The 19497-nt window shown below is 60.6% G+C and carries 20 protein-coding genes; 7 read left to right on the forward strand and 13 right to left on the reverse strand.

Translation table 11 applies throughout. From position 1 onward, the window contains the following. Positions 1-32: 32 nt before the first annotated feature. The 4 genes from gcvH (at position 33) to EXZ61_RS12370 (ending at position 5649) form a co-directional block, all read left to right on the forward strand. A complete protein-coding gene (gene gcvH / locus EXZ61_RS12355) occupies positions 33-404 on the forward strand; it encodes a glycine cleavage system protein GcvH (protein ID WP_142812050.1) in 372 nt (123 codons plus the stop codon). A 103-nt stretch (positions 405-507) separates the two neighbouring features. Next, complete coding sequence (gene gcvP / locus EXZ61_RS12360) at positions 508-3414, forward strand: aminomethyl-transferring glycine dehydrogenase (RefSeq protein ID WP_142812051.1); 2907 nt, start codon at positions 508-510, stop codon at positions 3412-3414. Positions 3415-3445: 31 nt separating this feature from the next. After that, the gene (locus EXZ61_RS12365; RefSeq protein ID WP_142812052.1) at positions 3446-4834 is read left to right on the forward strand and encodes an L-serine ammonia-lyase; all 1389 of its coding nucleotides are present in this window, start codon (positions 3446-3448) and stop codon (positions 4832-4834) included. A gap of 101 nt (positions 4835-4935) precedes the next feature. After that, the gene (locus EXZ61_RS12370; protein ID WP_142812053.1) at positions 4936-5649 is read left to right on the forward strand and encodes a hypothetical protein; all 714 of its coding nucleotides are present in this window, start codon (positions 4936-4938) and stop codon (positions 5647-5649) included. Here EXZ61_RS12370 and yghU read toward each other — a convergent pair. From yghU to EXZ61_RS12410, 8 genes are all read right to left on the reverse strand, one after another. Continuing rightward, on the reverse strand, positions 5646-6524 hold the full coding sequence (yghU, locus tag EXZ61_RS12375) for a glutathione-dependent disulfide-bond oxidoreductase (RefSeq protein ID WP_142812054.1): 879 nt from the start codon (positions 6522-6524) through the stop codon (positions 5646-5648). The genes EXZ61_RS12370 and yghU overlap by 4 nt on opposite strands. Positions 6525-6787: 263 nt before the next feature. Beyond that, positions 6788-7171, reverse strand: a complete 384-nt coding sequence (locus tag EXZ61_RS12380) for a hypothetical protein (protein WP_142812055.1) — start codon at positions 7169-7171, stop codon at positions 6788-6790. A gap of 220 nt (positions 7172-7391) precedes the next feature. Beyond that, positions 7392-7736, reverse strand: coding sequence for a hypothetical protein (locus EXZ61_RS12385; protein WP_142812056.1), 345 nt, complete (start codon positions 7734-7736; stop codon positions 7392-7394). Positions 7737-7827: 91 nt separating this feature from the next. After that, positions 7828-8178, reverse strand: a complete 351-nt coding sequence (locus tag EXZ61_RS12390; RefSeq protein ID WP_142812057.1) for a hypothetical protein — start codon at positions 8176-8178, stop codon at positions 7828-7830. 92 nt (positions 8179-8270) lie between these two features. After that, complete coding sequence (locus EXZ61_RS12395; protein ID WP_142812058.1) at positions 8271-8666, reverse strand: hypothetical protein; 396 nt, start codon at positions 8664-8666, stop codon at positions 8271-8273. Positions 8667-8919: 253 nt separating this feature from the next. After that, positions 8920-9306 carry a TipAS antibiotic-recognition domain-containing protein gene (locus tag EXZ61_RS12400; RefSeq protein ID WP_142812059.1) on the reverse strand — a complete coding sequence of 129 codons (387 nt, stop codon included), beginning with the start codon at positions 9304-9306 and terminating at the stop codon, positions 8920-8922. 129 nt (positions 9307-9435) lie between these two features. Next, positions 9436-9732 (reverse strand): type II toxin-antitoxin system RelE/ParE family toxin, encoded by a 297-nt coding sequence (locus EXZ61_RS12405; protein ID WP_142812060.1) that lies wholly within the window; start codon positions 9730-9732, stop codon positions 9436-9438. Then, complete coding sequence (locus EXZ61_RS12410; RefSeq protein ID WP_142812061.1) at positions 9725-10051, reverse strand: hypothetical protein; 327 nt, start codon at positions 10049-10051, stop codon at positions 9725-9727. The genes EXZ61_RS12405 and EXZ61_RS12410 overlap by 8 nt, the downstream gene beginning before the upstream one ends. Positions 10052-10200: 149 nt before the next feature. Here EXZ61_RS12410 and EXZ61_RS12415 point away from each other — a divergent pair, with 149 nt between their 5' ends. Together EXZ61_RS12415 and EXZ61_RS12420 are read left to right on the forward strand one after the other, a co-directional pair. After that, positions 10201-12561, forward strand: a complete 2361-nt coding sequence (locus EXZ61_RS12415; protein WP_425353580.1) for a DNA polymerase II — start codon at positions 10201-10203, stop codon at positions 12559-12561. Between the two features lie 181 nt (positions 12562-12742). Further along, a complete protein-coding gene (locus EXZ61_RS12420) occupies positions 12743-13348 on the forward strand; it encodes a septal ring lytic transglycosylase RlpA family protein (RefSeq protein ID WP_168224760.1) in 606 nt (201 codons plus the stop codon). Between the two features lie 276 nt (positions 13349-13624). On the opposite strand, the gene modC is transcribed toward EXZ61_RS12420, so the two are convergent. Genes modC through modA form a run of 3 tightly spaced genes read right to left on the reverse strand, consistent with a single transcriptional unit; the run spans position 13625 to position 16197 of the window. Further along, the gene (gene modC / locus EXZ61_RS12425; protein ID WP_142812063.1) at positions 13625-14746 is read right to left on the reverse strand and encodes a molybdenum ABC transporter ATP-binding protein; all 1122 of its coding nucleotides are present in this window, start codon (positions 14744-14746) and stop codon (positions 13625-13627) included. A gap of 2 nt (positions 14747-14748) precedes the next feature. Next, positions 14749-15429 carry a molybdate ABC transporter permease subunit gene (gene modB, locus EXZ61_RS12430; protein ID WP_142812064.1) on the reverse strand — a complete coding sequence of 227 codons (681 nt, stop codon included), beginning with the start codon at positions 15427-15429 and terminating at the stop codon, positions 14749-14751. A 12-nt stretch (positions 15430-15441) separates the two neighbouring features. Continuing rightward, positions 15442-16197, reverse strand: a complete 756-nt coding sequence (gene modA, locus EXZ61_RS12435; protein WP_142812065.1) for a molybdate ABC transporter substrate-binding protein — start codon at positions 16195-16197, stop codon at positions 15442-15444. A 118-nt stretch (positions 16198-16315) separates the two neighbouring features. Here modA and EXZ61_RS12440 point away from each other — a divergent pair, with 118 nt between their 5' ends. Next, on the forward strand, positions 16316-17092 hold the full coding sequence (locus EXZ61_RS12440) for a TOBE-like domain-containing protein (protein WP_142812066.1): 777 nt from the start codon (positions 16316-16318) through the stop codon (positions 17090-17092). A gap of 102 nt (positions 17093-17194) precedes the next feature. Here the strand turns inward: EXZ61_RS12440 and EXZ61_RS12445 are convergent, their stop codons facing one another. Together EXZ61_RS12445 and EXZ61_RS12450 are read right to left on the reverse strand one after the other, a co-directional pair. Continuing rightward, positions 17195-17854 (reverse strand): ABC transporter ATP-binding protein, encoded by a 660-nt coding sequence (locus tag EXZ61_RS12445; protein ID WP_142812067.1) that lies wholly within the window; start codon positions 17852-17854, stop codon positions 17195-17197. Next, positions 17847-19487: an ABC transporter permease gene (locus EXZ61_RS12450; protein WP_237218952.1), complete on the reverse strand. Its 1641-nt coding sequence runs from the start codon at positions 19485-19487 to the stop codon at positions 17847-17849. Before EXZ61_RS12450 ends, EXZ61_RS12445 begins: the two co-directional genes overlap by 8 nt. Positions 19488-19497 lie beyond the last annotated feature (10 nt).

Raw genomic sequence — 19497 nt, forward strand, 5'->3', positions numbered from 1 at the left:
TTTATTTCTCACCCATTTTTTAGGAGCACCCTATGACCATCAAGTACACACCCGACCACGAATGGCTCAACGTTGAAGGCGACATCGCCACCGTAGGCATTACCACCCACGCGCAAGACGCCTTGGGCGATGTGGTGTTTGTGGACCTGCCCGCCGTTGGCACCACCTTCGCTGCCAAAGACGTGGCTGGCGTTGTGGAGTCCGTCAAGGCCGCTGCCGATGTGTACATGCCTGTCACCGGTGAAATCACCGAAGTGAACGAAGCCTTGCGCGCTGACCCCTCACTGGCCAACAGCGACCCGCTGAACACTGGCTGGTTCTTCAAAGTGAAGCTGTCCAACCCCGCCGAACTCGACGCGCTGATGGACGAAACCAGCTACACCAGCTTCGCTGCCAACGCCTAAGCCCGCTGCCCCGCTTAGGGCTGAGCCTGTCGCAGCCCTTTCTCCCACTGTTTCGCTTGCCCTTCGACAGGCTCAGGGCGAACGGTTTGATTGACCGCTTGTTATGTCCACCCTTGCCCCTACCCTTGCTCAGCTGGAGAACGCCAGCGAATTCCACGCCCGCCACATTGGCATTGATGCTGCTGACGAAGCGCTCATGCTGAAGGCCATTGGCGAGACATCGCGCCGCGCACTGATCGACAGCGTCGTGCCGCGCTCCATTGCGCGCTCCAGCACCATGGCAATTCCAGACGCCATCACCGAGGCCGCAGCCTTGGCCGAGCTCAAGGCATTGGCAGGCAAAAACAAGGTGCTCAAAAGCTTTATTGGGCAAGGCTATTACGCCAACCACACCCCCGGTGTGATCCTGCGCAACATCTTGGAAAACCCCGCGTGGTACACCGCTTACACGCCCTACCAAGCCGAAATTTCGCAAGGCCGCATGGAAGCGCTGGTGAACTTCCAAACCATGGTGTGCGACCTGACCGGCATGCCGATTGCCAACGCGTCCATGCTCGACGAGGCCACGGCAGCAGCTGAGGCGATGACGCTGGCCAAACGCTCGGTCAAGGCCAAAGGCAATGTCTTCATCGTGGCGGGCGACGCGCATCCGCAAACCATCGAAGTCGTCCAAACCCGTGCGGCACCGCTGGGCATCACCGTCAAGTTGGCCAACTCCAAGGAAGAATGGGATGCACTGATTGCCGGCGACGACTACTTTGCCGTGCTGGAGCAGTACCCCTCCACCAGCGGCCGCTTGGGCGAGGAAGGCGACGATGTCAAAACCGTGCACCACAAGGGTGGCGCTTACATCGTGGCGGCTGACCTACTGGCCCTTACTCTGCTAGTTCCCCCTGGCCAATGGGGCGCTGGCGACCCCGCAGGCGCGGCCGACATTGTGGTCGGCACTACCCAACGCTTCGGCATGCCGCTGTGCAACGGTGGCCCCCACGCCGCCTACATGGCCTGCCGTGACGAATTCAAACGCTCCATGCCCGGCCGCCTGGTGGGCGTGAGCATCGATACGCACGGCAACCCCGCCTACCGCCTCGCCTTGCAAACCCGCGAGCAGCACATCCGCCGCGAGAAAGCCACTTCCAACATCTGTACCGCCCAAGTGTTGCCCGCCGTGGTAGCCAGCATGTACGCCGTGTACCACGGGCCAGAGGGCCTCAAGCGCATCGCCACCCGCGTTGCCACCCTCACGGCCATTCTGGCCAAAGGCCTAGAGCAACTGGGCATCAACAACAGTAGCCCAGAAACCTTCGACACACTGTGCCTAAAGACCGATGGCGCTACCAAATCAATAGCTGCACGCGCTCTATCTGCGGGCGTGAACGTGCGAATTGCTTGGGATGACTGCATCTGCATCTCGCTGGACGAGACCACCACCCGCGACGATGTGGAACTGCTGTGGAGCCTTTTCGCCCAGCCAGGCCAGAGCCTGCCCACGGTGGAAGCGCTGCAAGCCGGCGCACAGCCCTTGATTCCAGCGGCCCTGCGCCGCACCAGTGCCTTCCTCACCCACCCGGTGTTCAACACCCACCACTCTGAGACCGGCATGCTGCGCTACATCCGCATGCTCAGCGACAAAGACTTGGCGCTGGACCGCAGCATGATTCCGCTGGGCTCTTGCACCATGAAGCTCAACGCCACCAGCGAGATGATCCCGATCACCTGGCCTGAGTTTGCCAACATCCATCCCTTCGCTCCCGCTGACCAACGCACTGGCTACGCCGAGTTGGACGAACAGCTGCGCGCTTGGTTGTGTGCTGCCACGGGCTACGCAGGCATCAGCTTGCAGCCCAACGCGGGCAGCCAAGGCGAATACGCAGGCTTGCTGGTCATCAAGGCCTACCACGAGGCCAAGGGCCAAGGCCACCGCAACATCTGCTTGATCCCCAGCAGCGCGCACGGCACCAACCCTGCCAGCGCCATGATGGTCGGTATGACGGTGGTGGTGACCAAATGCGATGACAACGGCAACGTCGACATGGACGACCTCAAGGCCAAGTGCGAACAGCACAGCGCCAACCTTGCCGCCATCATGATCACCTACCCCAGCACCCATGGCGTGTTCGAGACCTCGGTCAAAGAACTGTGCGCATTGGTGCACAGCCATGGTGGCCGTGTGTACGTGGACGGTGCCAACATGAACGCACTGGTCGGCACCGCAGCCCCGGGTGAGTTTGGCGGCGATGTGAGCCACTTGAACCTGCACAAGACCTTCTGCATCCCCCACGGCGGCGGCGGCCCCGGTGTGGGCCCGGTGTGTGTCGTAGCCGACTTGGTGCCCTACCTGCCCGGCCACGCCACTGGCGGCGTTGCAGGCACTGGCGCAGTGAGCGCAGCCCCCTTGGGCAATGCTGCGGTGCTGCCGATTAGCTGGATGTACTGCCGCATGATGGGTGCTGCCGGCCTGAAGCTGGCCACAGAAACCGCTATTCTGAGCGCCAACTACATCAGCGCCCGTTTGGCTGACCACTACCCCACGCTGTACGCATCGCAAAACGGGCATGTGGCCCACGAGTGCATTTTGGAACTGCGCCACTTCAAAGACACCTGCGGCGTTATGGCCGAAGACGTGGCCAAGCGCTTGATGGACTACGGCTTCCACGCGCCCACGCTGTCCTTCCCCGTGCCCAACACCTTGATGGTGGAACCCACCGAAAGCGAAACACTGGCGGAGCTAGACCGCTTCATCGACGCCATGATTGCCATCCGTGGCGAGATTGCGCAAGTGGAAGCCGGAAACTGGCCACAGGACAACAACCCCTTGAAGCATGCTCCCCACACCGCTGCCAGCCTGATGGGCGCCGAGTGGAACCGCCCCTACAGCCGTGAAGTAGGTGCCTTCCCCGTAGCCAGCTTGAAGGCAGTGAAATACTGGCCCACCGTGGGCCGCGTGGACAACGTGTATGGCGACCGCAACCTGTTCTGCAGCTGCGTACCTGTAGGCGACTACGCCTGACATCGCTATCGACACCAACTAGGAGCACTCTATGGCCGTTTCCGTCTTTGACCTTTTCAAAATCGGCATCGGCCCGAGTAGCTCGCACACCGTAGGCCCCATGCGGGCGGCACGCCAGTTTGTGGCCCGCCTGCAGCAAACCGGTCAGCTAGAGCACGTCACCACTGTGCGTTGCTGGCTGCACGGTTCGCTAGGCGCCACCGGCAAGGGCCACGCCAGCGATGTAGCCGTCTTGCTAGGCCTGTGCGGCCACGAGCCAGACACGGTAGAGATCGACAGCATTGCGCCGCAGCTGGCCGACATTCGCACCCACAAACGCATCACCTTGGCAGGCCAGCACACCGTGGCCTTCAATGAAAAAGAAGACCTGCTCTTCATGCGGGCACCACTGCCGTTTCATGCCAACGGCATGCGCTTTGTGGCGTTTGACGCCAGCGGCGCTGAGCTGTCTAACCGCGTGTTTTACTCAGTGGGCGGCGGCTTTGTGGTCAGTGAAGAAGTGGCGGGCGACGGCAGCCGTCAAAAGGTCATTGCCCCTGACGCCACCGTGCTTCCCCTGCCCTTTACCAGTGGCGACCAGTTGCTGGAACTCACCAAGGCGCACGGCCTGACCATTGCGCAAGTAATGCGCCGTAACGAACAACACTGGCGCACCGATGCGGAGATTGACGCTGGCCTGTTGCGCATCTGGCAAGTCATGCAAGACTGCGTGCGCCGTGGCTGCCGCACCGAGGGCATCTTGCCCGGTGGCTTCAAGGTCAAACGCCGCGCCGCGCCGCTGTTTCGCGCCTTGAGCGAAAACCCCGAGGCTGCTTTGCGTGACCCCCTGCAAGTGCTGGACTGGGTGAACCTCTACGCACTGGCCGTGAACGAAGAAAATGCCGCCGGTGGCCGCGTAGTCACTGCCCCCACCAACGGCGCAGCAGGCATAGTGCCTGCCGTGCTGCACTACTACACCCGCTTTGTGCCCGGTGCCAATGACGCTGGCGTGGTGGACTTCCTGCTCACGGCTGCCGCCGTAGGCATTTTGTACAAAGAAAACGCGTCTATCAGTGGCGCTGAAGTGGGCTGCCAAGGCGAGGTCGGCGTGGCCTGCTCCATGGCCGCAGCTGCACTGTGCGCGGTGATTGGTGGCAGCCCGGAGCAAGTGGAAAACGCCGCCGAAATTGGCATGGAACATCACCTAGGCCTCACCTGCGACCCCGTAGGCGGGCTGGTGCAAATCCCCTGCATTGAGCGCAACGCCATTGCCTCGGTCAAAGCCATCAACGCCGCCCGCATGGCCCTGCGCGGCGATGGCAGCCACTTCGTCAGCCTAGACAAAGTGATCAAAACCATGCGCGAAACCGGCGCAGACATGAAAACCAAATACAAAGAAACCGCCCGGGGTGGCTTGGCGGTGAACATTGTGGAGTGCTGAGCTAGTGCCATGTCCATGCCACCCAAAACACGGTTTGGGTGGCCGCTGCGGGTGGAGCAAGAGCATGGGTTTCGCGTCTGCCTGATTGGTAGACTTGTGCCATGAAGCACGCACCCAAGCACTCCCTCCAAGCCCTTGTCCTAGTTCCGTTTTTAGTAGCTGGATGCGCTACAGACAACAACAAAACAATAGCCCCGCCCAGCATGGCGGCGAGCGTAACCACAGCTTCGAAAGAGGCTTGTGACGTCAGTATTTCTCAAGACGGCAAGGTAGTAAGTTACCAAACCGCTGGCCGCAATCGGACCTATGTGCTCAAAAGCAGGCCTTTTCAAATTGAAGTGTCCTCTGCGCGGTGCGCCCCTAGCGTGGGCACCTTCAACAACCTAGATGACCAGTTGTTTGTAGCCAGCAACCCCTACGCCATTGGATTCAGCGGATTTGGAATGGCATCGTCACCCAAAGACGATGTATTGGTCCGCAGATCAGACAACCCAAGGCCAGCGCCTGAGATCAAAGAATCATTTGACGCCTACAAGGCGGAAATTCTGCGCCTGTGCGACAGCCTGAAACGATGCCCCAATCAAATCACGGGCACGCGCAATTACTGGAACTTCCTACTGGACGAAGCGGGCACTCAGGGCAAGGTGGCGCTGATTCGCAACTACTCGGCCAACCAGCCCATGACCAAGGCCTTTGGCATGGTGCCCGTGGTGGTGTACACCAAGCTACAGCCAGACGAAGCCGAGTACCGGGGCCGTGGTGCGGTCTTGAACATACTAGAGACCCACCCCATGATCTTGCTCTTTACGCCCTAGGCCTTGCCGCCTTCCAGCTTGTCTTGGGTCTTGGTCGCAAAGTCGCTGGCGTCATGGCGCTCACGTAGCTGCTCTGACAAATCGCCACTGGTGCGGTTCACCATGCGCCCGCGCTGCACAGCAGGTCGCTGGAGCAGCAAATCCGCCCAACGCTGCACATGTTGGTACTCGTGCACACTCAAAAACTCGGCCGCCCCATACGACCAGCCCTTGACCAAGCCACCGTACCAAGGGAACACCGCAATGTCGGCAATGCTGTAGCTGTCGCCCGCCAAGTATTCACTCTCCGCCAAGCGCCGGTTCAGCACGTCGAGCTGGCGCTTAACCTCCATGGCAAAGCGGTCTATGGCGTATTCAATTTTGCTGGGCGCATAGGCGTAAAAGTGACCAAAGCCACCACCCAAGTAAGGCGCGCTGCCCATTTGCCAAAACAGCCAGTTCATCGCCTCCGTGCGGCCCGCCAAGTCTTTGGGCAAGAACGCGCCAAACTTCTCTGCTAGGTAGAGCAAGATAGAGCCCGACTCAAACACACGAATCGGCTCAGCCCCGCTGCGGTCCATCAGCGCCGGAATTTTGGAATTGGGATTAACCTCCACAAAGCCAGAACCAAACTGGTCACCATCGCCAATCTTGATCAACCAGGCGTCATACTCCGCGCCGCTATGGCCCAGCGCCAGCAACTCCTCCAGCATGATCGTCACCTTCACGCCATTGGGCGTGCCCAAGGAGTAAAGCTGCAAGGGGTGCCGCCCCACCGGCAACACCTTGTCGTGCGTAGGCCCCGCTATAGGGCGGTTGATATTGGCAAACGCGCCGCCGTTGGCTTGCGTCCAGGCCCACACTTTGGGGGGCACATAGCTAGTGGAATCCGTCATGTCAGTTATCACCATCGTAGAAAGCCAGCGCATGCGGCTGGCAGGTCATAAAAAGGCACAGGTGCCTGCTCGGTTTGGCCTGCCATGGTATGGCGGAATGAATACCTGTGGGGCGGGTTGAGGCAAAAGGCGGCTATGGGCTGCAAGCGGTCGGTCAGATTTCCAGAAGACGGTCATTGAAACGCTACGACTTCACCCATTAACGTTTGAGGCCAGGCGACGCCGAAGGCGGTCGCCTCTGGGCCGACCTGTTAAGGTGCATGCTAGTCCAATTGGGCATATGGGGCCAACTGCCATAGCCGCTCTGGAATCGGCTCGAACCCCGGCAAGGGAAGTTGGCCAAAAGGACCAACGAGAGTGCCCGTTTCTGGCCAGCCGTGAACATAAAACGCCACTCGGAACGCACTTGCTGCAGGCAAATCAGAGGCGTCCTCCCCAATGTGTCCTTGTCCATCGACCGTCAGATATGCAGGCTCCCATGCTACTGAGGATGTCTCCTTCTCAGAAATCGAGAACGGATCGAACTCGCCATCATGGTCTTCTACCAACACTTCAAAGAGTGCGGCTGCATTCAATGAAGCTTCAAGCTCTTCGGGAAGTTCTGCCGCCCGTTCCATCAGTTCTTCTTCGGACCAAGACTTCGCCAAGCCGCGTTGCTGAAGTTCGTGAATCCCATCAACGAAGTCCCTAACATCGTTGGCGACCCAGGACGCTAGCCGCTCCGGCGAGAGCCTAGGGAGATATGCGCCAAGAACCGTGAGCCGCATCGCTGCACCTTAACGTTGGAGGCCATCGGCATGCAACCTTTGCCGCGCAGTGGCAGCCTTCGGTTGCATATCCGCGTGGGCCGACCAGTTAGATTGCGCATTACGGTGCATTTGCTCCGCACCCTTCAAACTTGCAGTTGGCGTCCTGACCAGCCTGAATTAGGTAGTCGACCCACTTCAGTAGCTGCGCCTCGTTCCAGGCGATCGCGCCAGTTGAGCCGGTCACTGTGTAGCGCTTCTTCAAGAAACCCCGGCTCTGCACTTCGATCGGATAGGTAGACAGTGTTTCCTTGAGCGCCTCGACAGCCGCCTTACTTGGCGCTGAAAAGGAAAAGTCGAAGTTGACTAACGACTCCTCTGTCGTACCGAGTTCACTTAGGCGCGTCCACACTGCCGCTGTGCGTACCAAGTGTCCTATTCGGAATTCTTCGAAGCTGTACGTCATGAGTGAAGCAATCTAACGTTGGCGCTGTACGGCGCGCATCACGCGCCGCGAAGCGGCATTTTTATGATGGGTGTCCGTGACGAGCAACATGTTAAGCCTCACGTCGTTCCACCAAGGAAAGAAACTCATCTTGAAGTGCCCCCGTGTGTTGCTGCCCATCACCATCCACAAGTGATAGCGACAAAAATTCTCCGCCGAGTTGAGTACTTCCGTCGATGGCGCCGCAAATTGTGGATATGGCATCAATTGCAGATTGCCGCGCAAACTGCAACAAAGTTTCTCGTTGTTCGGGTGTCAATGTGCGAGCCAGCGCAATGACCTTTCGCCAATGCTCATCCTTTACCGCGTCAAGAGGCTCTTTTTCAATCAACCCGCGATAGAAGGAAATGTTGTCTTCGCATGCATCTTTGAGCAACGATTGACAGAGGTCGTGCGTCTTCATGATTGAGTGAGGTTTAACGTAAAAATGACCGGTCCACCAACACTCGCGGCAAAGCCGCCTCCTGCTGTTGTGGGTCCGTGTCGATTGGCATGTTAAGTGTCATCCCTTTCCCAAGGCGGATGTCTTTCGGGAGCGTCTTCCTGATTTCCCCAGATCAAAAGGACAACCGGGCTGACCGAAAGGTGTAAAGGCTGCACGCCTTCACGAAGGAAACTGATGTCAATTCGAACCCCTTCCTCATCCTCGGTCGCGGAGAGTTCGGCAACGTCTCCTAGCGCCAAGCGAAAGATACGCGTCGGATTTTTCGCCACCACGGACAGCTGAATCTCTGCAGCCCAAGGCAGCACCTGCAGGGTGATACGGTCATTGTCCGTCTCGTAGGTAACCTCGTAACTTACAACACCGAATTCCGGGGGGCCCGTCTCCATGGTTGGCTCGCAGCCGAGCATTTGAGCCAGCGCCTCAATGGAAGGTAGAGTAGCAAGCATGTGAGACTTAACGTAATGTCCAGAGCAAAACTTGCTCTATAAGCTGGCCGCTGCTCCATAAGTTGGACATGAAAAACTCCTAAAGATGGCTTGCAGTCTTGCTTGCGGAGGTTTTGCCTGAAATTTATACAGTTATAAAAACATCGACAAACCCCGCAGGCTTTTTTCGAGCGATTCTAGCCACGGACAGGCCAATTTTTACAAATGCGAGCGCCAGTTGTATGACTGCAATCGCGGCAAAGCAGCCCAAAACTTAACCCAAATTCCCCATCGCATACGCATACACCGCATCACCCAAAAACTCCACCATCTGGGGGTGGTAGGTGTTGTGGAAGTCGCGCATGGCGGGGTTTTCGCTGTAGAACAGGCCCATGCCGATGTAGGCATCACGGCTGGGGGTGTAGAAGCGGCTGGCCAGGGCGTAGTGCTGGGCCATGAGGGCTTGCACTTCGGCGGACTCGGGTGCTTGCATTCCCACGAGTGGGGCTAGCACTTTGTAGAAGGCGTCCCAGTCGGCGTGGGCTTGGGCTTTGTCTACGTGTGACCAATGGTTGGTGGCTTGCAGGGAGCGGGTTTGCTCGGTTTGCATGGCGTTGCGGCACGCGTCTAGTGTTTGCGCGCTGGCGTCTTTGATTCCCATGGTGTGGCTTTTTCTACTCGTTGTTATTGGATAGATGTGACAGCGAACAGCACTGGCTGTTGCGTCTCAAGCTTAAGCTAGAAGCTTGATTCTTTTTTGCAGGCGCATGGCCCGCCCAGAATTATTTCCCTACAAGCTGTTGTAACCGGACTCGCGCTGATGCCTTAGCGCAAGCACCAATATGCGGTCGATGTGCGGCAAAAACCGATACAGCGCCAGATACCCAGTTCGCCCCCTTGAAATGACCAACTCTCGCTGTCCGAAGTGCACCTTGCGGCCCATCTCGGGGTGCTGAACCAAAATCTCCAGCGCGTCGAAAATCAGTGCGGCAGTGCCAAGCGCAGCTTGCGGATCGGTTTCAAGCAAGAAATCGCTAAGTCTTTCCAAATCAAGCAAGGCTTGATCGCTGTAGACCAGCTCAGTCATGGGCTGGCTTCATCGGCTTGCGTGTATCCAATGGCTGGGCCTCTGGCCTGCCAGTGGTGTCACCCGTCTTGCCGCGCTTTACGCGGGCCAAGAGGTAGGCTTTGACATCGGCACCACCAAACACGGTGTTGGTCTGCAAGGTTTGCTGATAAGACGCGTCACCATCTGCATAAAACTGTTGGCGTACCAGCGCGTCTTCCATGGCAGATTGCAAGGTATCCACCATGAGCGCGTGGGCCGTCTTGCCCTCAAACGCTGCAACTTGGGCAATGGTGGCCTTCAAGGCATCCGGGAGTTTGAGCGAAGTAGTGGCTGTCATGGCATCCTCCAAAAAGTAACACTATAGTAACACTCACGCCGCCTCAACGAAAGCTGTGCCTCGCCAAGGCTGCATAACGGTTCTACTTTGAGGATCAGTGAAAATCGGGGGATTGCCCTTCACTCCCCTTCCCATTTAAAGCGCCTGTGGTGACTACCAAACTCAAGGGGTTCATCCTTACCCGCCGCTGGTGGGACACACCAACAGGCACAGACATCGAGTACTGGCTGGCAACCGACGCCGGGCCGCTGAAAGTGCTGCTGAGTGCGCAAACGTCGGTGGCCTTTGTCGAAACCCGCTTCCGTGCGGCCGTGGAGGCGCAGCTTGCGTCCCTGCCCGGCTTGCAGTTGCGTGAACTGGACCTCAAGACCTTTCAGCAAAACCCCGTCGTCGGGGTCTACGCCAAACAATTTCGCCAACTCGGGCAACTGGCCCGCAAGCTGCAGCCGCAGAACATTGCGCTGCTGGAGGCCGATGTTCGGCCACATGAGCGCTATTTGATGGAGCGCTTCATCACCGCCGGTGTCTCGGTGGAGGCTGGGGCGGACGGCACCAGGCTCAGGCCAGAGCCAGACTATCGCCCGGTGCTGAAAGTCGCCTCACTGGACATAGAGACCAGTGAAAACGGTGAGCTCTATTCCATTGCGTTGGACGGCATGGCACAGCGCGTGGTCTTCATGCTGGGCGAGCCTGCGCCAGAGCCTAACGGCCCCGCCCAGGCCCTGGACTTTGCGCTCATTTACCTGCCGACCCGCAAGGCCATGATCGAAAGCCTGAACGACTGGTTCGAGCGCAACGACCCGGACGTCATCATCGGGTGGAGCGTTATCCAGTTCGACCTGCGGGTGTTGCAGAAGACGGCGGACGCTTGCGGCACGGCGCTGCTGCTGGGCCGGGAGCGACAGCCCACCGAGTGGCGCACGCATCCGGGCAAGCAAGGCTATCTGTTTGCGCCTACGCCGGGGCGCATCGTCATAGATGGCATCGAGGCCCTGCGGGCAGCGGCATGGAGTTTTCCATCGTTCAGTCTGGAGAGCGTTTCGCAAGCGCTCTTGGGCGAGGGCAAGGCCATCGGCGATGAGTACGACAAGATGGCCGAGATTAACCGGCGCTACCGCGATGACAAACCGGCCCTGGCCGTCTACAACATCCGGGATTGCGAGTTGGTGCTGCGCATTTTTGAGAAGGCGCAACTGCTGCAGTTTGTGATGGAGCGGGCGCACACCACGGGCCTGGCTGCCGACCATTTTGGTGGCTCCATTGCGGCGTTCAGCCACCACTACCTGCCGCGCATGCACCGCATGGGCTATGTGGCACCGAGCGTGGGGGATATTCAGAGCAAGGCCTATCCCGGTGGCTATGTGATGGACTCAAAGCCGGGCTTCTACGATTCCGTGGTGGTGCTGGACTACAAGAGCCTCTACCCCTCCATCATCCGCACCTATTGCGTGGACCCCGTGGGCCATGCAGAAGGCCAGCACGCCAGCGACCCGTCCGCCCAAATCAAGGGCCCGGGGGGGACACTGTTCTCGCGCACCAAACACTGCCTGCCGGAAATTGTGACCACGCTTTCGCGCAGCCGCGATGAGGCCAAGCGGGTCAAAAACGAACCCCTGTCGCAGACCCTGAAGCTCTTGATGAACTCCTTCGCCGGGGTTCTGGGCGCCAGCGAATGCCGCTTCTTCAACCCCGAACTGGTGTCGGCGGTGACGCTGCGCGGGCATGAGATCGTCAAGCGCACGCAGGTGTTTGTGGAGAACCGCGGGTACGAGGCCATATACGGTGACACTGACTCCATCTTCATTTGGCTGGGGCGCACCCACACCAATACAGAGGCCCATGCCGTGGCAGCAGAGCTGGTGCGGGACATCAATGCCTGGTGGACGCGCACGCTACGTGAAGAACAGGGCCTGGAGAACTTCCTAGAGATTGAGTTCGACACGCACTACGCCAAGTTCTTTATGCCCACCATCCGCGGTTCAGACGTGGGCAGCAAGAAGCGTTATGCAGGCCTGAGCACTGACGCAGCGGGCAAAGAGGAAATGGTTTTTCGCGGTCTGGAGATGGCCCGCAGCGACTGGACTCTTTTGGCACGGCAATTCCAAGAGGGGCTGTTGTCACGCATCTTCCATGGCCAGCCCTACCGGGAGTTTGTGACCGACTACGCGCGCGCCACCTTGGCAGGTGCCAAGGATGACCTGCTCATCTACCGCAAACGCCTGCGCCACCGGCTGGATGCCTACCTGGTCAACGTGCCACCCCAGGTGCGCGCCGCTAGGATGGCGGACGACTACAACCTGCGTGTAGGCCGCCCCATGCAGTACCAAAACGGTGGCTGGATCCAGTATGTGATGACGACGAACGGACCTGAACCGCTGGAGAACCGCCCATCCCGCGTGGACTACGAGCACTATCTGAACAAGCAGCTCAAGCCGATTGCAGACGCCATCCTCCAGCCCATGGGTGACAGCTTTGCTGCGCTGGTTTCATCGCAGCGCGCTCTGTTCTAGCCCTACCCTTAGCCACTGCAAAATGTCGCCCATGACAAGGACTCATGACACAGACCTCGCCCTGGACCTGGCTCGCACCTTCCGCTGGGTTGGGCATTTCGTGTGGCCGCTGCCTCTGTCGGTTGCGCAGCCATTGCCCAGATTTCTGAAGTCTCGGCAGGATGGAGCGGTTGGGTTCACCATGACATCTTGGTGTTTTAAGGTACTCATGGGCTTGGGTATGGCCATTCTGGTGGGGTGTGCGACGCCTCCCGCGCCCATGCCTTTGCCCTTGCCCGTGCCAGCGGCTACCAACTTTGCGCCAGCGCCCTTGGCTGAGGCTCTACCAGCCATGCCGCAAGCTCCAGTGCAAGCCCCGATGCAAACTTCTGCACCTGCGGCCAGCGACCCGGGCGCGCTACCAGACGAACAGCCGCAAGCCCCCCTGGCGGCCGACGCGCCCCGCAAGCAGCAGGGGCTGGCCTCGTGGTACGGCAAGAAATTTCATGGCCGGCGCACGGCCAGTGGCGAGCGTTTCAACGCATCGGCCTTTACCGCAGCGCACCGCACCCTGCCCCTGCACAGCTATGTGCGTGTGCGCCGGGTGGCCAACGGGAAGGAGGTTGTGGTGCGCATCAATGACAGGGGGCCGTTTCATCAAGCCCGCCTGATGGATTTGAGTTTTGCTGCGGCCAAGAAACTCGGCATCGTGGCACTGGGCAGTGCCGAGGTGGAGATTGAGCTGTTGACCGAAGAGGACGGGCGCCTCTTGGGGAACCGTGCCACGCCCAGCGGTTTACGCAGATAACTTGCTCTCTACAAGCCCTTGTACCCAGACTCGCGCTGGTGCCGCAGCGCCAGAACCAATATACGGTCGATGTGCGGCAGAAACCGATACAGCGCCAGATTTCTGCCGGACAGCTTTGCATCCTAGGGTGCTGTTTTTGCCCCTTGTGATGGGATAGACATTGCAGCAAACACGGGCGGGAATTGCTTCCAAAAGCATAGCTGGCTGCGCAGCATCCATGCGCGCCAGTGGCCGAAAATGGCACAGCTTCCCAGCAGAATTTCAAGAAATTGGCAGCTACGCCAGCACTGCCACCGACTTCACTTGCGCCCACACCGGCGTGCCTGGCTGCAGGCCCAGTTGCGCCACGGCGCGCTGGGTAATGCGCGCTAACAGCGTGGCGCTGCCGCATTGCAGCGCCACCATGGCCTGCGCGGGGTGCGTGTCTGCAGCCAGCTGCTGCACAGTGCATGGCAGCAGGTTTTGAATGCTGCTGTGCTGTGCGGGCTCGGTGGTGAGGCTGACGTCACCCGCGCGCACCCGCAAGCGCAAGGCTTGGCCCACGCGGTAGCCCGCGTCGGCCACCCACAAGGCACCGCCTGCAAACTGCACGCAGGCCAAATGCCACGGCGCGTCTAGCGCAGACACCTCGCCGCTCAAAACCACGCTGGCATCGTCACCCGTGAGTGCGGGGTTGTGGGTGTTGGCCAGCACCTGCGCCACGGGGCCGCAGGCGGTGGCTTTGCCGTCTTTGAGCAAGACCACGGTGTCCGCCAGGCGGGCCAACTCGTCCGCCGCATGGGTGACGTAGAGCATGGGAATGCGGGTTTGGTCCCGCAGGCGCTCTAGCCACGGCAAGATTTCTTGGCGGCGTGCTGGGTCGATAGACGCCAAAGGCTCGTCCAGCAGCAGCACGCGTGGCTGCTTGGCCAGCGCACGCGCAATGGCCACGCGCTGGCGCTCGCCGCCAGAGAGCTGGGTTGGGCGCTTGTGCAGCAGATGGCCAATGCCCAAGAGTGCAATCGCGTCCTCCAGCGCTTGGCGCTGCACATCGGCCTGCGGCGCATTGCCAGCGTGCCTTGTCCAGCGCGCCCACAGGGGGCGGCGCAGGCCGTAGAGCAGATTGCCTTGCACGTTCAAGTGGTCAAACAAGCTGGCTTCTTGAAACACATAGCCCAAGGGACGCTGCCAAGTGGGCAGGTTGATGCCTTGTGCGTCGTCTTGCCACACCTGGGAGCCAATGTGCACCAGCGCGTTGTGGCAGGGCTCTAGCCCCGCCACGCAGCGCAGCGCCGTGGTTTTGCCGGAGCCCGAGGCACCAAACAACGCCGTGATGCCTTGCGCGGGCAAATGCAAATCAAGGTCTAGCGCAAAGCCGGGGCGCGTGAGTCCAAAGCGCAGGCGAATGGCGTGCTCCATGCTCAGCCCCCCACCCGTGGCGTGCGCTTGGTGAGCAGCCCTAAGCCCAGCAACACCACAAACGAAAACACCACCATGCCGCCCGACAGCCAATGGGCTTGTGTGTATTCCAAGGCCTCCACATGGCCGTAGATTTGGGTAGACACCACGCGCGTGCTGCCGGGAATATTGCCACCCAGCATCAGCACCACGCCAAACTCCCCTACGGTGTGGGCGAAGGTCAAAATGCCAGCGGTCAAAAACCCGGGCAAAGCCAGCGGCACGGCCACGGTAAAGAAGGCGTCTAATGGGCTGGCGCCCAAGGTCGCGGCAACTTCTAAGGGCCGCTTGCCCACCGCTTCAAACGCATACTGCAAGGGCTGCACCGCAAACGGCAGCGAATACACCACCGAGCCCACGAGCAAACCCGCAAAGGTAAACGGCAACAAGCCCACGCCCAGCCACTGGGTGAACTGCCCGCCCCAGCCATGCGGCCCCAAACTCACCAGCAAGTAAAACCCCAACACCGTGGGTGGCAGCACCAGCGGCAAGGCCACCACTGCACCAATGGCGGCACGCCAGCGCGAGGGCGTGTGCGCCAGCCACCAGGCCAGCGGCGTGGCCACCAGCAGCAACACCACCGTGGTGGCGCTGGCGAGTTGGAGGGTGAGCCACACGGCTCCCCAGTCGTCAGCGCTTAGCAACGCGGTGCCGCCTTAAAACACATAGCCATAGCCTTTGATGATGGCGCGGGCCTTGTCACCCTTGAGGTAGGCCACCAAGGCTTGTGCGGCGGGGTTGTCGCGCCCGGTGGCCAACACCACGGCGTCTTGGCGCAAGGGGGCATGCATGTTGGCAGGTACGACCCAGGCCGAGCCTTCGCTCACCTTGCCGTCTACCATCACTTGGGACAGCGCCACAAAGCCCAGCGCGGCGTTGCCGCTGGCCACAAACTGGTAGGCCTGCGCAATGCTTTCGCCCTGCACAAAGCGCGGGGTCAAGGCTTGCAACAAGCCCATGCCGGTGAGGGTTTCTATGGCTGCCGCGCCGTAGGGCGCAAGCTTGGGGTCGGCCAAGGCCAAGCGCTCAAACGATGCCTTGCGCAGCACTTCGCCTTGCGCATCCACCAGCCCTGGCTGCTTGCTCCACAAGGCCAAGCGCCCGGTGGCGTAGGTAAAGCGGCTAGTGGCTTGGGTGAGTCCTTCTTTCTCTAAGCGAGCAGGCGTTTCATCATCGGCAGACAAAAACACTTGGAACGGTGCGCCGTTTTTGATTTGTGCGTACATCTTGCCGCTGGACCCAAACGACAGCACGGCCTTGTGGCCGGTGTCTTGCTCAAACTGCTGGGCGATTTTTTGCATGGGTGCGGTGAAGTTGGCAGCCACGGCAACCCCCACCTGCGCAGCGTGCGCAGCCCCCGCCAAGCCCAAGCACAGGGCGAACATAGATGTCAAGAATCGAGAAGCGTTCATGGTCAATAGCGTCATGGGGCGATGCGCGTTGGATAAACCCGTTATCCAAATTTTGAATAGCGCAGTATAGCCAAGCGCTACACTGCGTCGCACCCCTCACCTTGCTACGCTCACCACCATGCCAAAAGCTCCCTTGCAGCTGGCCCAAGCCTTGGGCCATGAAGAAGTCGACAAACGGCTGGACATCTTGCGCCGCGTGGGCGAGGTAGGGTCTATCTCGGAGGCTGCGCGCGGTGCGGGCTTGAGCTACCGCGCCGCGTGGCAAGCCATTGACACGCTGAGCAATCTGGCGGGCACGGCGCTGCTGGAACGGGCAGTGGGTGGCTCAGGTGGTGGTGGGGCCAAGCTCACACCAGCGGGCGAGCAGTTGCTGCATGCAGCGCAGCAACTCAACCATGCCAAAACCCAAGTGCTGGCCACGCTGAGCAGTGCCAGCGCAGCAAGCGCGGCTCCCAGCGCCCTGCCCGCCTTGGGCCTGCGCACCAGCATGCGCAATATGCTGCCCTGCACCGTGCACCGCCTGCAGCGCCTAGGTGCCATAGTGCGGGTAGAACTGCACTTAGACGACGGCAGCGCGCTGGCCTCTCGCATCACAGGCGAAAGCGTGGAACTCCTGGGCTTGCGCAAGGGCTTGCGCGTGTTGGCCCTGTGCAAAGCCACTGCGGTTACGGTGCGTGCAGACGCGGGCACTGAGGCAGCGGCCCAAGCAGCCAATCAGCTGATTGGCACAGTCAGCCGCGTGTCACGCGCTGCATCGGGGGGCGAGGTGGTGCTCACCCTGGCCGGTGGCCTGCAAATGGTGGGCTTTGCCGGTCCTGCCCACGGCCTGAAAGCCAAGCAAGCGGCCACTGCAACGCTGGATGAAAGCGCGGTGGTGCTGGCGCTTGCGCAGTAGCCCACTGGAGTCGAATCAGTTACTCCTAAAAAGATAGCTGCTTACGCAGTATCCACGGGCGAAAACGGCATTTTTTGCCCTACCCCCCTCTGACAAACGGAATCACCAGAGCTGCGCCAAGGTGCCGTCTACCACCCGGTAACCTGCATCGCCCATGGCGCGGGCCTCGGCTTCGTCGTGTGTGACCCACAGGGTGGCCATGCGTTGCTCGGTGATGCGGCTCTGGAACTCTGTGCGCAGCTGCAGACGCAGCTCGGCATCCAAGGCAGAGAAAGGTTCATCCAAGAGCAAGGCGCGTGGCTGGGTGATCAGCGCTCGGGCCAGGGCCACACGCTGTTGCTCACCACCCGAGAGTTGGGGCACCCGCGCCAATGCAAACTGCGCCATGCCGAAGCGCTCTAGCGTGGCACAGGCTTGCAACCTGGCTTGGCGCTTGGCCACGCCCTGCTCCACCAGGCCAAAGGCCACGTTGTCTTGCACGCTCAGGTGGGGGAACAAGGCAAAGTCTTGGAACATCAGGGCAAAGCGCCGCCGCTCAGGCGGGAGGTCGGTGATGTCTTGGCCATCAAACACCAACTGCCCGCTGTCCATGCGCTCTAGGCCCGCCACCACTTTGAGAAGCGTGCTTTTGCCGCTACCCGACGGGCCCAAAATGGCCACTGTTTGGCCCGGCGGCACTGACAGGTTCACGCCTTGCAGCAGCACACGGCGCTCGCCGCGCACCGGCTCCCAGGTTTTGCAAATGTGTCGCAGTTCAAGCATCGCGTCTCTCTTCTCGGCTGGGCCATTCAATCAGCATAAATGCGGCAAACGACAGCAGCATCAGCACACAGGCCAGTACCAATGCAGCGTCCATATTGGCAGCGCCGGGGCGGCCTAGGTGCTGGTATATCAAAGTGGTTAAGGTCGCCCACTCCGGGCGGGACAAAAACAAGCTCACGGCAAATTCGCCCACCGCCGTAGCGGCGGCAAACGCCATGCCCCGGCGCAAGGCTGGCGCAATCAGGGGCAAGCTCACGCGCCAAAACGCGCGCCATGGGTTGGCCCCCAAGCTGCGCGCCGCATCGGCGTAACTGGCGGGCAAACCATCAAGCGCAGAGGCCACCGCCTTGGCGACAAATGGGTAGGCCAGCAAGGCATATGCGGCGACCAGCAGGCCTGCGCTGTTGGTCCAGCTGGGGTATAGCAGCAAGAGCCCAAAGCCCACCATCACAGGCGACACAACAAAGGGCAAAAACACGGCGGTGCGCAGCCACAGGGACCGGCGCGCAGCCACTGCATGCAGCACACCCAAGACCGTGGCCACGGCTAAGGCGGATGCGGAGAAACGGCAGGTATTCCACAAGGCTTGCAGCGTGGCTTCGTCACTCAGCACAGCCCACACCTGCGCACCCGCATGGGCCGCCCGCCACACAATGGCCACCAGCGGCGCGGCGCATACCAGGGCCAGCACCGCCACACAGCCGATGACTGCGGCCCACTGCAATGGAGTGCGTGGCGATTGGCGCGGCACGGTATCTGCGCGCAAGGGCGTGGCCAAGCGCCGCTCTACAGCGGCATAGGTCCAGGCCACCAAGCCGGTGAAGGCCATCACCCACAGTGCCAACACACTGGCCGAGCCCAACTGCAACTCATGGGCCACCAGGGTGTAGATTTCGACCTCGACCGTGCCGTAGTCTTGCCCGCCCAACACCAGCGCCAAGCCAAAGCCTGAGAAGCAGTACAAAAACACCAGGCACAGCGCAGACATCAGCCAAGGCGCAATAGCGGGCAGCTCCACCCGCCAAAAAGCCCGCCACGGGGTGCAGCCCAAGCTGCGCGCTGCGGCCAAGCGTGCCGCACTCACCTGCCCCAGGCTCTCGGTCGCGGCGCGCACCAACACGCAGAGGTTGAAAAACACATTGCCGTAGAGCAGCAGCCACGGCGTACCTTGCAAATCAGGCCCCCCCAGTTGCACCAGCAGACCGCGCGGCCCCATCAGCGCCAACACGCCCAAAGCCGCCACCAAAGTAGGCACCACAAAAGGCAGCATGAGCAAGCGCAGCACCAGCGTGCGGCCCGCAAACTCAAAGCGCGCCAAAACCCAAGCCAGCGGCAAGCCCACGAGCAAGCAGATCATGCAGGTCAGTGCGGCCTGCGTAAGCGACCAGGCCATGCGCCCGCGCAAGTAAGCGTCTTGCCAGGGTGCAAATAAGGAGGTGACCCACGCCAACCCGCCACTGGCCTCAAGGTCCACAGGCGCGCCAAACCAGCCAGGCGCCATGCCCTGCAGCATGAGCCGCAGCGCGGGGGCCAGCAGCATGACCAGCAAAAACACTGCAGGTACCAGCACAGGCAAGTACGCAGCCGCACGCGCGCCCAAGCGGGTGGCCGCTGGCCATGAAAAAAGGGCCACGGACGGTGGC

Source organism: Rhodoferax aquaticus, from assembly GCF_006974105.1.
Lineage (GTDB): Bacteria > Pseudomonadota > Gammaproteobacteria > Burkholderiales > Burkholderiaceae_C > Allorhodoferax > Allorhodoferax aquaticus_A.